This is a genomic window from Geopseudomonas sagittaria (genome assembly GCF_900115715.1).
In the GTDB taxonomy this organism is placed as follows: Bacteria; Pseudomonadota; Gammaproteobacteria; order Pseudomonadales; family Pseudomonadaceae; genus Geopseudomonas; species Geopseudomonas sagittaria.
In genome coordinates this window covers 381,175-396,104 of record NZ_FOXM01000003.1, presented here as the reverse complement: position 1 = coordinate 396,104, position 14,930 = coordinate 381,175, and the positions used below count along the sequence as shown (strand labels likewise).

Genomic DNA, 14,930 nt, shown 5'->3' with positions numbered 1-14,930 from the left:
TTCTCGGCCTGCTGGGCCAGCCAGCGGCACAGGTTGCCCAGCGAGATGATGTAGTTGCCTTCGTTGTGCATGGTTTTCGGCACGGCGAAGTCGGGGATCTTGCTGGCGGCGTCGCCGCTCTTCAGCAGGTAGATGTCGTCGCGCTTGACCGGGGTGTGCAGCGGCGCACCGAGGGCCTTCCAGTCGGGAAACAGTTCGTTGAGTGCGCGTGGTTCGAAGACGGCGCCGGAGAGGATGTGCGCGCCGACTTCGGAGCCTTTCTCCACCACGCAGACGCTGAGCTCCTGGCCGGCCTCGGCGGCTTTCTGCTTCAGTCGGCAGGCGGCGGAGAGACCGGCAGGGCCCGCTCCGACGACGACGACGTCGAATTCCATGTATTCGCGTTCCACTCTCTAATCTCCTAACTCAAGGCTGGCAATCTGCTTGTTGGAATCCGCAAAGGCGGTTTTTGTGCAGCGCAATATATTTACGCTGTACGGCAAGGTCGGTACAAGCGTTTGTTTGACGCTGACTGAAGACGCGCATTTTAAGGCGCGGCGCTCGCACAGTGGAAGTTTTGTCGTATTGACCGGTCAGGGGGATGCCGTCAAGATATTGTGTTTTTGCTGGTCGCGGTAGCGCTGAGCGTCGGTTCCACCCGACAGGCAGCCCGGCCTGGTACGCCTTGGCGATACCATATCAATTCACCGGAGAACACGAGGAATCCATGAAGATTCTGGTAGCTGTCAAACGAGTGGTCGATTACAACGTCAAGGTTCGCGTCAAGGCGGACAATTCCGGCGTCGACCTGGCCAACGTCAAGATGTCGATGAACCCGTTCTGCGAGATCGCCGTGGAAGAAGCGGTGCGTCTGAAGGAGAAGGGCATCGCCACCGAGATCGTGGCCGTCTCCGTTGGCCCGACCGCTGCCCAGGAACAGCTGCGCACCGCGCTGGCCCTCGGCGCCGACCGTGCCATCCTGGTCGAATGCGCTGACGAGCTGAACTCGCTGGCCGTGGCCAAGCTGCTCAAGGCCGTGGTCGACAAGGAACAGCCGCAGCTGATCATCACCGGCAAGCAGGCCATCGACAGCGACAACAACCAGACCGGCCAGATGCTCGCCGCGCTGACCGGCTTCGCCCAGGGCACCTTCGCCTCCAAGGTTGAAGTGGCCGGCGACAGCGTCAACGTCACCCGCGAGATCGACGGCGGCCTGCAGACCGTGGCCCTCAAGCTGCCCGCCATCGTCACCACCGACCTGCGCCTCAACGAGCCGCGCTACGCCTCCCTGCCCAACATCATGAAGGCCAAGAAGAAGCCGCTCGATGTGGTCACTCCCGAGGCGCTGGGCGTGTCCACCGCCTCGACCGTGAAGACCCTCAAGGTCGAAGCTCCGGCCGCACGCAGCGCCGGCATCAAGGTCAAGTCGGTGGCCGAACTGGTCGAGAAACTGAAGAACGAAGCGAAGGTGATCTGATGGCTATCCTGGTTATCGCTGAGCACAACAATGCAGCGCTGGGTGCTGCGACCCTGAACACCGTTGCCGCCGCTCAGCAGATCGGTGGCGACATCCACGTGCTGGTCGCCGGTAGCGGTTGCGCCGCCGTGGCCGAAGCTGCCGCCAAGGTGGCTGGCGTGGCCAAGGTGCTGGTCGCCGACAGTGCCGCCTTCGCCCACCAGTTGCCCGAGAACGTCGCTCCGCTGGTCGCCGGGCTCGGCAAGGGCTACAGCCACGTACTGGCTGCCGCCACCACCACCGGCAAGAACGTGCTGCCGCGCGTCGCCGCACTGCTGGACGTCGACCAGATCTCCGAGATCATCAAGGTGGAGAGCCCGGACACCTTCAAGCGGCCGATCTACGCCGGCAACGCCATCGCCACCGTGCAGTCCTCGGCGGCGATCAAGGTGATCACCGTGCGCAGCACCGGTTTCGACCCGGTGGCGGCCGAAGGCGGCGCTGCGACCATCGAGGCAGTGGCGGCGGGCAGCGATGCCGGCATCTCCAGCTTCGTCGGCGAGGAGCTGGCCAAGTCAGAGCGTCCCGAGCTGACCGCCGCCAAGGTGGTGGTCTCCGGTGGTCGCGGCATGCAGAATGGCGAGAACTTCGCACTGCTCTACAAGCTGGCCGACAAGCTCGGTGCAGCCGTCGGCGCCTCGCGCGCTGCCGTCGATGCCGGCTTCGTGCCCAACGACATGCAGGTCGGCCAGACCGGCAAGATCGTCGCTCCGCAGCTGTACATCGCCGTGGGCATCAGCGGCGCCATCCAGCACCTGGCCGGCATGAAGGACTCCAAGGTGATCGTCGCGATCAACAAGGACGAGGAAGCGCCGATCTTCCAGGTGGCCGACTACGGCCTGGTGGGCGATCTGTTCGACATCGTTCCGGAGCTGGAAAAGGCCCTGTAAGCCGGCGTGCTCCTGTCGAGAACCCGCTCTTCGGAGCGGGTTTTTTATGCTCGGCACAACCGCGGGCGCGCAGCTGTCCCTTAAATCCCCGGCGTCCCTTAAACTAGCGGGCTTACCGGCTGTGCCGGCAACCGACTTGCGAGGTGTTCATGACCATCCGTTGCACCCTGTCGCGCCTCGCTGTGGCGCTGCTGGTACTGGCCGGCGCGAGCCAGGCACTGGCTGCCGGCAAGTGCGAGCGCCTGGTCGCTACCGGCAATCCGGACCAGCCGCCCTATCTCTGGCGTGATCCGCAGAACCCGCAGCAGCTGGTGGGCGCCAGCGCCGACCTGTTCAAGGCGCTGGGCAAGGAACTGGGCGTGAAGGTCGAGGTGATCTACGCCGGCAAGCGCGCCAGCGCGGAGGCCGACGCGCTGAACGGGCGGGTCGATCTGCTGCTCGGCAGCTACCTGACCCCGGCGCGCCTCGAGCAGTTCGACTTCATCCATCCGGCCTATCTCGAGGTGCCGGTGCAGGTCTGGGCGCACCGCGACCGCGCCCCGCTATTCACCCAGCTGGGCGATCTGGCCCGCCACCGCGGACTGGCGGTCGCCGCCGGCAATTTCGCCGAGCCGCTGGCACAGCAGGCTGCCGAGCAGTTCAAGCTCAAGCGCACCAACCAGGCGGGCGAGGCCCTGCAGCAGTTGTGGCTGGGCAAGGTCGACTATCTGCTGCTCGAGCGCCACGCTGGCGGCGCACTGGTCGAGCGGCTGGGCATGGAGGCCGATCTGCAGCCCCTCGAACCGGCATTGAGCAGCGAGCCGTTGTTCCTTGCCCTGTCGCACAACTCGGCCTGCAACGATCCTTGGCTGCGCGGCAAGCTGGCCAGGAAAATGACCGAATTTCGCACCGCCGGCCTGCCGCAGACCCTGCTGCAGCGCAACCTGGAGCGCTGGAAAGCCCAGCCCCTGGCGACGGTGAGCCCCTGAAGCAGGATGTTTTCGATGACACAACGTATTGGTGCCGCGCTGGCACTGTTGCTGCTGGCCGGCTGTGCCAGCGATCCGGCGCCCGTCGCGCAGCTGCAGCTCACCGAGCAGGCGCTGCAGCAGGCGCGTGCCGTGGGCGCGACCGGCGAGCCGGAAGCGCTGGGCCGTGCCGAAGCCGGCCTGGCCGGCGCGCGGCAGGCCTTCGAGCGTGAGGAGTATCGCCAGGCGCGCATGCTCGCCGAGCGGGCCGAGCTGGACGCCCGGCTGGTCGAGGCGCAGAGCCTGACCGCCAGCCATCGTGCGCATATCAACGAGATGAAAGCGCGCATCGCCGAGCTGCGCGCCCAGCTGGAGGCTCAGCCGTGAGCATGGCGAAGATGCGTTCGTGGTGGGGGCTCTGCGCCGCCGCCGTGCTGCTGACCGGTTGCGCGACCCATGAGGATCCGCAGCAGGCGCTGGAAGAGGCGCGCCACAGCCACCAGTTGCTCGCCAGTGATTCGGTGGCGCTGGCCAGTGCGCCCAAGGATGTGATGCGTTCCGGCGAGTTGCTGGCGCGCGCCGAGCGGCTGGCCAGCTATTGGGGCAGCGAGGAGGATGTCGCGCACTACGCCTACCTGAGCCGGCAATACAGCGCGATTGCCCGCGAGCACAGCGTGCTGGCCGCGGAACAGCAGCAGCTGACTCGCCTGCGCAAGGAGCGCGAGCGCCTGCAGCTGGCGCTGCGCGAGGCCAAGCTGCTCAGCGTGCAGCAGCAGAGTCGCTGGCTGGAAGAGCAGATGCTCAGCCTGGCGACCACCTCGACCGAGCGCGGTCTGGTGATGACCCTGGGCGATGTGCTGTTCGATGCGGGCCGGGCAGAACTGAAGAGCTCGGCCAACCGCACGGTGCTCAAGCTCCACCAGTTCCTTCGGCTCAATCCGCAGCGTATCGTGCGTATCGAGGGCTACACCGACAACCGTGGCCAGACCGCCGAAAACCTGCTGCTATCGCGCGCCCGGGCACAGGCGGTGGCCGATGTGCTGGTCGAGCTGGGTATCGCTGCCGAGCGGATCGAGGTGCAGGGCTATGGCGAAGCCTTCCCGCTGGCGGCGAATGCCTCCAGTCACGGTCGGGCGCAGAATCGTCGGGTCGAGATCGTGTTTTCCGACGACCTGGGTCAGCTCGGAGCGCCGCGCGAGTAACCTGCGCAAGGCCGGGCGCCGGGCGAACATCAACCGGTAAGTGCCGACGGCGCAGCTGTCGGCATCCGTTTTGGCGAGGCTGGCGATGATGGTCATGCGTGCATTTCTCGGTGGGCTGCTGTTGTGTGGTCTAGTCGCCTGTGACTCCGACCAGTCGCCGCAGCCGAAGGCGCCAGCCAGCGAGCCGGCGGAGGCGGTGCTGCCGGCGCCTGTCGAGCCCGCGCCTCCTGTGCCGGCCGCCGCACCCGCGCCTGCCCCGCAGCCGGCTCCCGAACCGCCAGTTCCCGAATCCGAGCCGCAGGGTCAGCCTGCGCCGCCTCAGAAGTCCTCGCAGGTGCCGTCCGCACCGCGCCCGGCCGACTCCGCGCGTGCCGCCGCCGCGAGCCGGCCGGTAGCGCCGTTGGACCTCAGCCTGCCCAGCGAGGTGCTGGAGCGCTTCAAACTGCCCGACGAAGTGCCGGTCGAGGCCCTTGAACCGCCCGCCCTGTTGCCGCCGTTGTTCGTCGACAAGGCCACCGAACCCGACTCCTTCGAGCTGGGCGGCAAGCTGATCACCAGCGAGCGCCCGGTTGCGGACGAGGACTCCTGGCACTCGGTGGAGGGCGTCGAGCTGCAGTTGCAGTTCCGTCGCTGAGTTGGCCGCGGCGGCTACTCGTCCTCGCCGTCCTCCCGACGCGCCTTGGCCTCCAGTTCCGCGTTGCGTTTGTGCATGCGTTCCAGCTCTTCCTCGCTGAGCGGCATCTTGTCGGCGCTGTCGCGTAGCAGCAGCAGGCTGCCGACCACCGAGCCGAAGGCCAGGGCCAGAAACAACCAGGCGTACCAGGGCATGATCTTCTCCATCAGTTGATGTCGTCCTCACCATAGCGCCGACCGCTGCGGCTGTCTTGCCCGTTCGCCCGGCGCTCCGGCCGGCACGGGCTTGCGCTACAATGCCCGGCGATTCGACTTGCCGAGAGAGCCCCATGTCCTGCCAGACCCCGATCATCGTCGCCCTGGATTTCCCCACCCGTGAAGCCGCGCTGGCCCTGGCCGAGCGACTCGACCCGCAGCAGTGCCGGGTCAAGGTCGGCAAGGAGCTGTTCACCCGCTGTGGACCGGCCGTGGTCGAGACCCTGCAGCAGCGTGGCTTCGAGGTGTTCCTCGACCTGAAATTCCACGACATCCCCAACACCACGGCCATGGCGGTCAAGGCTGCCGCCGAGCTGGGTGTGTGGATGGTCAACGTGCACTGTTCCGGCGGCCTGCGCATGATGGCGGCCTGCCGCGAGACCCTGGAGGCGCTGAGTGGACCCAAGCCGCTGCTGATCGGCGTGACCGTGCTGACCAGCATGGAGCGCGAGGATCTGGCGGGGATCGGCCTGGATGTGGAACCGCAGGAGCAGGTGCTGCGCCTGGCCTCCCTGGCGCAGCAGGCCGGTCTGGACGGTCTGGTCTGCTCGGCCCAGGAAGCGCCGGCGCTGAAGGCCGCGCAGCCGGCCCTGCAGCTGGTGACCCCGGGCATCCGCCCGGCCGGCAGCGCGCAGGACGACCAGCGCCGCATCCTCACCCCGCGTCAGGCGCTGCAGGCCGGTTCCGACTATCTGGTGATCGGCCGGCCGATCAGTCAGGCCGCCGATCCGGCCGTCGCGCTGGCCGCGGTGGTGGCCGAGCTGCACGGCTGAGTTTTTCTGGCACGGCGCGACGGGCGACGGGGAGGTGTCGATGAGCGAGTTCGATCCCTACCGCCCGCCGCAGGCGTCGCTGCTCGATCCGCACCTGCCGGCCGCGTTCGTCGGCGGCGCCTGGAGCCGCAGCCAGTTGCGTGTGCTAGGCGCCCTGGCCCTCGGCTACCTGTTCGGTCTGTTCGTCCTGCTGGCGCTGAGCCTGTGGCAGGTGCTGCATCCGCAGTTCGCGCCGCTGCCCTTTACCCATCTGCTGGGTCTGCTGCTGGTGCTGCTCTGGGGCTACCTGCTGCTGCGCCTGCGCGCGCTGCTGGCCAGCCGCTTCGGGTTGCACGATGGCCTGGACTGGCCCTTGGCACTGCAGATACTGCTGGGTCTGCTGGCGGTCGGCTTCGCTGCGCTGCCCGACGAACAGGTCCAGAATCCGCTGTGGCTGGAGCTGGGCAGCTTCGCGTTGTTCGTCGCCCTGGGGCTGTGCGTGCTGCGCTTTGCCCTGTGCCTGCAGCGTATCCCCCGGCCCTATCCGGCGCTGCGCCTGTTCGCCTGGCTATTGCTGCTTGCCGGGATCGCCTGCGCCAGCGTGGTGTTGCTGGTGCCGGCACTGCTGCTCGGCCTGGCCGCGGCTGCGGCGCTGGCCTGGGTATTCTTCACCGCCGCCGGCGAGCTGCCGGAATGACCACGCCGCCTCGCGCGGCCGCTTGACTCATTGCGCCGTGCGCTGCGCCCGGCGAGTAAGGCGGAGCAGCCTGCTGCGGGACGCCGGCCCCGGCCGTACTCACTCGTCGCGCCCTTCCAGCATGGTCCGCTTGAGCAGCACATAGATCGCGCCGGTGCCGCCGTGCTTGGCCAGGCAGGAGGTGAAGCCGAGCACCTGCGGATGCTGGCGCAGCCAGGTGTTGACGTGGCTCTTGACCATCGGCCGGCGGCCGTCGGTGCGCGCGGCCTTGCCGTGGGTGACGCGCACGCAGCGCACCTCGAAGCGCGCCGCCTCGGCGAGGAATTCCCACAGGGTGGCGCGTGCCTTCTCGACGTTCATGCCGTGCAGGTCGAGACTGCCCTCGAAGGCGATCTGGCCGGCCTTGAGCTTGCGCATCTGGCCTTCCTGCACGCCGTCGCGCGCCCAGTACAGCTCGTCCTCGGCGCCGACGTCGATGACGAACAGGTCGGAGAGGCCGTCCACCGTGGTGGTTTGCTGGGTGAGGATCGCGTTCTGCTGGCGACTGCTGAGTTGTTGGCGGTCGGTCTTGGGCTTGCCGGTGTCGGCGCGCTCCTCGACCTTGATGCGCTTGACCCCGCGCATCTCGCTGTGGAACAGGGAAAAATCGTCGTCTTGCATGCTGGCTCTCCGCATCGGACGCGCAATTCTAGCGGAACTTTGCGCCCGTGCGGATGCCGGCTGCAGGCGGGGCGGAGCTTTGCCTCGCCGTGTGCGTGGGTCAGGCGCCGAGCGCCGCGGCGTCGGCCACCACGGTGGCGAACAGGTCGGCCAGGGCGGCCAGCTCGACGCGGTGCAGGGTGGCGGCGTCCACCAGGCTGCCGTCGATGCCCGGCAGGTCGCGGGTGGCGCAGGCGGCGGCGACCACCGTGCTGCGATAGCCGAGGTCCTTGGCGGCGCGCACCGTGGCGCTCACGCACATGTGGGTCATGAAGCCGACCACTACCAGCTCCTCGCGGCCCAGTTCGCGCAGCACGCGATCCAGCTCGCTGCGGGCGAAGGAGTTGGGCAGCGGCTTGCGCACCACGGCCTCGCCGGGCTGCGGAGTCAGTTCCTCGAAGATGTCGCCGCGCGGGCCTTCGGGGTCGAACAGGTAGCCGGGCACGCCGATGTGCTGCACGTGCACCACGGAGGCACCGGCGGCGCGCGCCGCCTCGAGCAGGCGCAGGATCTGCGCGGCGGCATCCTCGACGCCCGGCAGGCGCAGGTCGCCGTTGCGGTACTCGTTCTGCGCATCGATGATCAGCAGGGTGGCCTGCTTGAGGTCGGCGGCCGGGTAGCCGCTGCCGGTCAGTTCGAACAGGGTCTTGGCGTCGCTCATGCTGTACTCCGGTAGGGGATGGACGCGACCATTGTGGGCATGACGACGGCGGCGCTGAAGGCTCAGGCTTGCCGACCGACAATGCATTTTTGCAGGGAGCCCCGATGGCCTTCGACTGGAACGACATACCCGTGCTGCTGGCGCTGGAGCGCCACGCCACCCTGGCTGCAGCGGCGCGGGCGCTGGCGGTCAACCCGACCACCGTCGGCCGGCGCCTGCAGGCGGCCGAGCGGGCGCTGCAGGTACGCCTGTTCCTGCGCGACGGCGGCAGCTACCGGCCGACGGCGGCCGGTCAGGTGCTGCTGCAGCGCGCTGCGGCCCTGCAGGGCGACGTGCAGGGCATGTTGCTGGCTGCCCGCGAGGAGGCGCAGAGCGTGGCCGGCAGCGTGCGGCTGACCTCGGTGGAGTTTCTCCTCGCTCACTGGCTGATTCCGCAACTGCCCGGTCTGGCCGCGCGCCATCCGCAGCTCGACCTGCAGCTGCTCGGCGACAACCGCGACCTGTCGTTCACCCGCCACGAGGCCGATCTCGCACTGCGCCTGGCGCGGCCACAGCAGGATGCCGCGCTGGTGATGCGCAAGGTCGGCGAACTGGGTTACGCGGTGTACGGCGCGGAGGGCTTCGCCGCGGCGCGGCCGGACGACTGGCGCCGGCTGCCGTGGCTGGGCTTCGACGCGAGCCTCGGCCATCTGCCGGAGGCGCGCTGGTTGCAGCAGCTGGACCCGCAGGATGGGGTACGCCTGCGGGTGACGGCGGTGACCTCGCTGCAGCGCGCCTGTCAGGCCGGGCTGGGTCTGGCGCTGCTGCCCTGCCTGGTCGGCGAGGTGCCCGGACTGCGCAGGCTGTCCGGCGTCGAGCTCAGCCGCGAGCTGTGGTTGCTGTGCCACCGCGACCTGCGCCAGACCCTGCGTTTTCGCGCGCTGGCCGACTGGCTGGCGGAGCGTGTGGCGGCGGATGCACAACTACTGAGCGGCGTGCCGAGCTGACGGCCGAGGACGTTGCCGAGCGGCGGCGCGGGTCTTGGCGACGCCCTTCGGCTAGAATGCGCGGCCCATCACCGAGGACCCCAGCCATGAGCGCCAACCACAGCCGTCTGCAAAGCATCCGTGACCTGATCCGCTGGGGTGTCAGCCGCTTCCATGGCGCCGAGCTGTTCTTCGGTCACGGCACCGACAACGCCTGGGACGAGGCGCGGGCGCTGGTACTCGGCGCGCTGCACCTGCCCTGGGACATGTCGGCCGACTACCTCGACTGCCGCCTGGAGGCCGACGAGCTGGAGGCGGTGCGCGCGCTGCTGCAGCGGCGCATCGACGAGCGCATTCCGGCCGCCTACCTGCTCGGCGAAGCCTGGTTCTGCGGTCAGCCGTACTGCGTCGACGAGCGCGTGCTGGTGCCGCGCTCGCCGATCGCCGAACTGATCGAGCGGCAGTTCACGCCCTGGCTCAATGGCGCGCCGGCGCGCATCCTCGACTTGTGCACCGGTTCCGGCTGCATCGGCATCGCCTGCGCCCACGCCTTCCCGGAGGCCGAGGTGGTGCTCGCCGACCTGTCGTTCGACGCGCTGGAGGTGGCCAACCTCAACATCGAGCGTCACCAGCTGGAAGAGCGCGTCTACACCGTGCAGGGCGACGGCTTCGACGGACTGCCGGGGCAGCGCTTCGACCTGATCGTCTCCAACCCGCCCTACGTGGACGCCGAGGATTTCGCCGACATGCCGGCCGAGTTCCACCACGAGCCGGCCATGGGCCTGGCCTGCGGCGCCGACGGTCTGGATCTGGTGCGGCGCATGCTCGCCGAGGCGGCCGATCACCTCACCGAAGACGGCCTGCTGGTGATCGAGGTGGGCAACAGCCAGGTGCACGTCGAGGCCGCCTACCCGGAGGTGGCGTTCACCTGGGTCGAGTTCGCGCGTGGCGGCCACGGCGTGTTCGTGCTGAGTGCCGAGCAGTGCCGCCAGCATCAGGCACTGTTCCGCTCGCGCCTGCAGGGCGAGTGAGCCGCTGCCGAGCGTAGGATGGGTATCGCTGCGCTCCACCCATCCTACTCAATGCCGTGCCGTCAGCTCGGCGGCAGGATGAAGCGCGCCAGGCCGTCGAGCAGTTCGACGGCCAGCGGCAGCTGCGGGTCGTTGTAGGACGCCAGCGGTGGGGCGTCGGCCGGCACGATGCGCAGCATATGGTTCATGCCCTCGATGATCAGCAGCTGCGCCTCCGGCTTGGCCTGCTGCAGGAGCAGGGCTTCTTCCAGATCGACTTGGACGTCGTGGCTGCCCTGGATGATCAGCGCGGGTATCGGCACTCGGGCGAAGGCCTCTGCCGGGCGCTGGCGCAGCAGCGAGATCAGGTAGGGCTGCACGCTCGGGCGCAGCAGCACCTGCAGCTTCGGCGACACCTCGGCCACCGTGCGGCCCTGTTCCAGCTCATCGAGGATCGCCTCGGTCTGCGCCGCCAGCGCTGGCGGCAGGCGTCCCTGCAACTGGTCGCGCAGTACCGTGCCGAGCGGATGGGCGATGCCGGCCAGACTGACCAGCGCATCGGCGCCGGCGTCCACCGCGGCGAGGGTGGCGATCAGCGCGCCCTCGCTGTGGCCGAGCAGGATCAGCTGGGAAAAGCGCGGATCAGCCTTGAGCAGTTGCCCCCAGGCCACCGCATCGGCGACGTAGGCCTCGACGCTCAACTGCTCCTCGCGGGGGGCCGCCGCGCGGCTGGCGGCCACCCCGCGCTTGTCGTAGCGCAGGCTGGCGATGCCGCGCTCGGCCAGGCCGAGGGCCAGGCGCCTGAGGCTGTCGTTGTTGCCCCCGGCGGGATTGTTGCCGTCACGGTCGGTCGGGCCGGAGCCGGCGATGATCAGCACCACCGGCGCCGGCTGCGTAGTCGCGGGCAGCATCAGGCTGCCGTGCAGGATGCCGCCGGGCACGACCAGCTCGACCGGCCACTGCAGGATGCTCGGCAGGGCGACCCGGGTCAGGCCCGAGCAGAGCAGAAGGGTCAGCAGCAACAACGTTCGGAACATGCGGGCGGCTCGCAAGGGCGTGGCGGTGGGCGGAGCGGGGAGGGCGTCAGACGTTGCCGGCGTTTCCCCAGCAGGCGGGCGCTTGGGTATACTTCGCGGCTCTCTATTTTTCCCCGCCGCGGAGCATCCTGCATGTCTGGCAATACTTACGGCAAGCTGTTCACCGTCACCACTGCCGGTGAAAGCCATGGTCCGGCGCTGGTCGCCATCGTCGACGGCTGCCCGCCTGGGCTGGACATCTCGCTGGAAGACCTGCAGCGCGACCTCGACCGCCGCAAGCCCGGCACCAGCCGCCACACCACCCAGCGCCAGGAAGCCGACGAGGTGGAAATCCTCTCCGGCGTGTTCGAGGGCAAGACCACCGGCTGCCCAATCGGCCTGCTGATCCGCAACACCGACCAGAAGTCCAAGGACTACTCGGCGATCAAGGACCTGTTCCGCCCGGCCCACGCCGACTACACCTACCACCACAAGTATGGCCTGCGCGACTACCGCGGCGGCGGCCGCAGCTCGGCGCGCGAGACCGCCATGCGCGTCGCCGCCGGCGCCATCGCCAAGAAGTACCTGGCCAGCCTCGGCATCCAGGTGCGCGGCTACATGAGCCAGCTCGGCCCGATCGAGATCCCGTTCAAGAGCTGGGACAGCGTGGAGGACAACGCCTTCTTCAGCCCCGACCCGGACAAGGTGGCCGAGCTGGAGGCCTACATGGACCAGCTGCGCCGCGACCAGGACTCGGTCGGCGCGAAGATCACCGTGGTCGCCGAAGGCGTGCCGCCGGGTCTCGGCGAGCCGATCTTCGACCGTCTCGACGCCGAACTGGCCCACGCGCTGATGAGCATCAACGCGGTCAAGGGCGTGGAGATCGGTGCCGGCTTCGCCAGCGTCGCCCAGCGCGGCACCGAGCACCGCGACGAGCTGACCCCGGCGGGCTTCCTGTCCAACAATGCCGGCGGCATTCTCGGCGGCATTTCCTCCGGCCAGCCGATCGTCGCCCACCTGGCGCTCAAGCCGACCTCGAGCATCACCACGCCGGGCCGCTCCATCGACGTCCACGGCAATCCGGTGGAAGTGATCACCAAGGGCCGCCACGATCCCTGCGTCGGCATCCGCGCCACGCCGATCGCCGAGGCGATGATGGCCATCGTGCTGATGGACCACCTGCTGCGCCACCGCGCGCAGAACGCCGACGTGCAGGTGAGCACCCCGGTGCTGCCGCAGCTGTGAGTGCCGGTGCCGGCCGGATGCCTTCCCGGGTAGCCCGGTCGGCGCTCGCTAGATCATGACCTCCGTGTTGCCCTACTGGCGCCTGTCCGGCTTCTACTTCAGCTACTTCGCCCTGCTCGGCGCGACGGCGCCGTTTCTCGCCCTGTATTTCCATCACCTGGGCTTTTCCGCGGCGCGCATCGGCGAGCTGGTGGCGATTCCCATGCTGATGCGCTGCGTGGCGCCCAACCTGTGGGGCTGGCTGGGCGACGTCACCGGCCGGCGCCTGCTGATCGTGCGCCTCGGTGCGCTCTGTACCCTGGTCAGCTTCGCCAGCATCTTCTACCGCCAGGACTACGCCTGGCTGGCGCTGGTGATGGCCCTGCATGCGTTCTTCTGGCATGCGGTGCTGCCGCAGTTCGAGGTGATCACCCTGGCCCACCTGCGCGAGCAGGCGGCGCGCTACAGCCAGATCCGCCTGTGGGGCTCGATCGGCTTCATCTGCACCGTGGTCGGCCTCGGCGCGCTGTTCGAGCGGCTGAGCCTGGATGCCTATCCGTGGGCGCTGATCGGCATCATGCTGGCCATCGTCCTCAGCAGCCTGTGGATTCCCAACGCCCAGCCGCAGGTGCACGCCGACGAAACCGCGCGCGGTGGTTTCCTGCAGCAGCTGCGCCGTCCCGGCGTGCTGGCGTTCTACGCCGCGGTGGCGCTGATGCTGCTCAGCCACGGCCCGTACTACACCTTCATCACCCTGCACCTGGAAAGCCTCGGCTACAGTCGTACCCAGATCGGCTGGCTGTGGGCGCTCGGCGTGCTGGCCGAGATCCTCCTGTTTCTGGTGATGGCGCGCCTGCTGGCGCGCTTCTCGGTGCGCCAGGTGCTGCTCGCCAGCCTGTTGCTGGCCGTGCTGCGCTGGCTGCTGCTCGGCAACCTGGCCGCGCACTGGCCGGTGCTGCTGCTGGCGCAGGTGATGCATGCCGCCACCTTCGGCAGTTTCCACGCCGCGGCCATCCACTTCGTGCGCCACAGCTTCGCCGCCCGCCAGCAAGGCCAGGGGCAGGCGCTGTATGCCGCGCTGTCCGGCGTCGGTGGCGCGCTCGGCGCGCTGTACGCCGGCTACAGCTGGAGCAGCCTCGGCCCGGCCTGGACCTTCGCCCTCGCCAGCCTGGCGGCGCTGCTGGCCGCGGCGATCATTGCCCGCCGCCTGCGCGAGCCGGAGCTGGCCCCCTGAATCCGCTCTTCGCCACCCGAATATTCGAGATCCCCAAGATGACCGATCAGCGCGAACTCCTCACCCGGCAGATCATCGACGCCGGCCGTTTCCTCTACGGCCGCGGCTGGTCGCCGGCCACCAGCAGCAACTACTCGGCGCGCCTGTCTGCCGACCAGGCGCTGCTCACCGTGTCCGGCAAGCACAAGGGCCAGCTGACCGACAACGACGTGCTGGCCACGGATCTTTCCGGCAACAGCCTGGAGCCGGGCAAGAAGCCGTCGGCCGAGACCCTGCTGCACACCCAGCTGTACGCCTGGCGCGCCGACATCGGCGCGGTGCTGCACACCCACTCGGTCAACGCCACCGTGCTGTCGCGCCTCACTCCCACCGATCATCTGCTGCTGGAGGACTACGAGCTGCAGAAGGCTTTTTCCGGGGTGACCAGCCACGAGGGCCAGGTGCTGGTGCCGATCTTCGCCAACGACCAAGACATCGCCCGCCTGGCCGGCAAGGTCCAGCAGTGGCTGGATACCCATCCCGACTGCGTGGGCTACCTGATCCGTGGCCACGGCCTTTACACTTGGGGTCCGCAGATGAGCGACGCCCTGCGCCAGATCGAGGCCTTCGAGTTCCTCTTCGAATGCGAACTGAAGACCCGCCAGGTGCTGGGTCGCTGAGCCCCCTCCTGACTGGACAAGCCGACTTAACAAGGAACCGCCCATGAGCCGCCTGAGCGTCTACCACGAGTCCACCCCGCAGCTGCCGAACAAGGTGCTGACCCACGCCGAGGACATCGCCGCCACCCTGGCCGAGGTCGGCGTGCGCTTCGAGCGCTGGCAGGCCAGCGCGCCGATCGCCCCCGGCGCCAGCCAGGAGGAGGTGATCGCCGCCTACCGCCACGAGATCGACAAGCTGATGAACGAGCAGGGCTACGTCACAGTCGACGTGATCAGCCTGGATCGCAGCCACCCGCAGAAGGCCGAGCTGCGCGCCAAGTTCCTCGACGAGCACACCCACGGCGAGGACGAGGTGCGCTTCTTCGTCGCCGGCCGCGGCCTGTTCACCCTGCATGTCGGCGATCAGGTGTACGCGGTGCTGTGCGAGAAGAACGACCTGATCTCGGTGCCGGCCGGCACCCGCCACTGGTTCGACATGGGCGAGGAGCCGCACTTCGTCGCCATCCGCCTGTTCAACAACCCCGAGGGTTGGGTGGCCAAGTTCACCGGCGACAGCATCGCCAAGACCTTCCCGCCGCTGGAGGACTGAGC

At 68.6% G+C, this 14,930-nt stretch carries 19 protein-coding genes; 14 read left to right on the top strand and 5 right to left on the bottom strand.

The window, feature by feature from the left end; genetic code table 11:
• Positions 1-389 (bottom strand): NAD(P)/FAD-dependent oxidoreductase (locus BM297_RS05970; protein WP_139231023.1); only part of this gene is annotated, 389 nt, incomplete at its 3' end.
• 317 nt (positions 390-706) lie between these two features.
• Between BM297_RS05970 and BM297_RS05965 the strand changes: the two genes are divergently transcribed.
• From BM297_RS05965 to BM297_RS05940, 6 genes are all read left to right on the top strand, one after another.
• Positions 707-1,456, top strand: coding sequence for an electron transfer flavoprotein subunit beta/FixA family protein (locus tag BM297_RS05965; RefSeq protein ID WP_092429272.1), 750 nt, complete (start codon positions 707-709; stop codon positions 1,454-1,456).
• Positions 1,456-2,385, top strand: coding sequence for an electron transfer flavoprotein subunit alpha/FixB family protein (locus BM297_RS05960; RefSeq protein ID WP_092429270.1), 930 nt, complete (start codon positions 1,456-1,458; stop codon positions 2,383-2,385). The genes BM297_RS05965 and BM297_RS05960 overlap by 1 nt, the downstream gene beginning before the upstream one ends.
• Before the next feature lie 149 nt (positions 2,386-2,534).
• Positions 2,535-3,353, top strand: a complete 819-nt coding sequence (locus BM297_RS05955) for a substrate-binding periplasmic protein (RefSeq protein WP_092429268.1) — start codon at positions 2,535-2,537, stop codon at positions 3,351-3,353.
• Positions 3,354-3,368: 15 nt separating this feature from the next.
• On the top strand, positions 3,369-3,719 hold the full coding sequence (locus BM297_RS05950; protein ID WP_092429266.1) for a DUF4398 domain-containing protein: 351 nt from the start codon (positions 3,369-3,371) through the stop codon (positions 3,717-3,719).
• A gap of 2 nt (positions 3,720-3,721) precedes the next feature.
• On the top strand, positions 3,722-4,534 hold the full coding sequence (locus BM297_RS05945) for an OmpA family protein (protein ID WP_092429264.1): 813 nt from the start codon (positions 3,722-3,724) through the stop codon (positions 4,532-4,534).
• A 334-nt stretch (positions 4,535-4,868) separates the two neighbouring features.
• Positions 4,869-5,168, top strand: a complete 300-nt coding sequence (locus BM297_RS05940; RefSeq protein ID WP_139231022.1) for a hypothetical protein — start codon at positions 4,869-4,871, stop codon at positions 5,166-5,168.
• Between the two features lie 14 nt (positions 5,169-5,182).
• Here the strand turns inward: BM297_RS05940 and BM297_RS05935 are convergent, their stop codons facing one another.
• On the bottom strand, positions 5,183-5,362 hold the full coding sequence (locus tag BM297_RS05935; RefSeq protein ID WP_092429304.1) for a DUF2897 family protein: 180 nt from the start codon (positions 5,360-5,362) through the stop codon (positions 5,183-5,185).
• Positions 5,363-5,496: 134 nt separating this feature from the next.
• Here BM297_RS05935 and pyrF point away from each other — a divergent pair, with 134 nt between their 5' ends.
• Complete coding sequence (gene pyrF / locus BM297_RS05930; protein ID WP_092429260.1) at positions 5,497-6,195, top strand: orotidine-5'-phosphate decarboxylase; 699 nt, start codon at positions 5,497-5,499, stop codon at positions 6,193-6,195.
• A gap of 40 nt (positions 6,196-6,235) precedes the next feature.
• Complete coding sequence (locus BM297_RS05925; RefSeq protein WP_092429259.1) at positions 6,236-6,871, top strand: hypothetical protein; 636 nt, start codon at positions 6,236-6,238, stop codon at positions 6,869-6,871.
• A 99-nt stretch (positions 6,872-6,970) separates the two neighbouring features.
• Here the strand turns inward: BM297_RS05925 and BM297_RS05920 are convergent, their stop codons facing one another.
• Together BM297_RS05920 and BM297_RS05915 are read right to left on the bottom strand one after the other, a co-directional pair.
• Positions 6,971-7,531 (bottom strand): Smr/MutS family protein, encoded by a 561-nt coding sequence (locus BM297_RS05920; protein WP_092429257.1) that lies wholly within the window; start codon positions 7,529-7,531, stop codon positions 6,971-6,973.
• Between the two features lie 100 nt (positions 7,532-7,631).
• Positions 7,632-8,231, bottom strand: a complete 600-nt coding sequence (locus BM297_RS05915; RefSeq protein WP_092429255.1) for a cysteine hydrolase family protein — start codon at positions 8,229-8,231, stop codon at positions 7,632-7,634.
• A 104-nt stretch (positions 8,232-8,335) separates the two neighbouring features.
• Between BM297_RS05915 and BM297_RS05910 the strand changes: the two genes are divergently transcribed.
• Both BM297_RS05910 and prmB read left to right on the top strand, forming a co-directional pair.
• Entirely contained in the window at positions 8,336-9,217 is an 882-nt protein-coding gene (locus BM297_RS05910; protein ID WP_092429253.1) for a LysR family transcriptional regulator, read from the top strand.
• A gap of 86 nt (positions 9,218-9,303) precedes the next feature.
• On the top strand, positions 9,304-10,227 hold the full coding sequence (gene prmB / locus BM297_RS05905) for a 50S ribosomal protein L3 N(5)-glutamine methyltransferase (protein ID WP_092429251.1): 924 nt from the start codon (positions 9,304-9,306) through the stop codon (positions 10,225-10,227).
• Positions 10,228-10,289: 62 nt separating this feature from the next.
• On the opposite strand, the gene BM297_RS05900 is transcribed toward prmB, so the two are convergent.
• Positions 10,290-11,243, bottom strand: coding sequence for an alpha/beta hydrolase (locus tag BM297_RS05900; protein WP_092429249.1), 954 nt, complete (start codon positions 11,241-11,243; stop codon positions 10,290-10,292).
• Between the two features lie 132 nt (positions 11,244-11,375).
• On the opposite strand from BM297_RS05900, the gene aroC reads away from it, so the two are divergent.
• Genes aroC through BM297_RS05880 form a run of 4 tightly spaced genes read left to right on the top strand, consistent with a single transcriptional unit; the run spans position 11,376 to position 14,928 of the window.
• Positions 11,376-12,467 carry a chorismate synthase gene (gene aroC / locus BM297_RS05895; RefSeq protein WP_092429247.1) on the top strand — a complete coding sequence of 364 codons (1,092 nt, stop codon included), beginning with the start codon at positions 11,376-11,378 and terminating at the stop codon, positions 12,465-12,467.
• Positions 12,468-12,522: 55 nt separating this feature from the next.
• On the top strand, positions 12,523-13,680 hold the full coding sequence (locus tag BM297_RS05890) for an MFS transporter (protein WP_092429245.1): 1,158 nt from the start codon (positions 12,523-12,525) through the stop codon (positions 13,678-13,680).
• A gap of 38 nt (positions 13,681-13,718) precedes the next feature.
• Positions 13,719-14,339: a methylthioribulose 1-phosphate dehydratase gene (locus BM297_RS05885; RefSeq protein WP_092429244.1), complete on the top strand. Its 621-nt coding sequence runs from the start codon at positions 13,719-13,721 to the stop codon at positions 14,337-14,339.
• A gap of 43 nt (positions 14,340-14,382) precedes the next feature.
• Entirely contained in the window at positions 14,383-14,928 is a 546-nt protein-coding gene (locus tag BM297_RS05880; RefSeq protein ID WP_092429242.1) for a 1,2-dihydroxy-3-keto-5-methylthiopentene dioxygenase, read from the top strand.
• Positions 14,929-14,930: the final 2 nt, after the last annotated feature.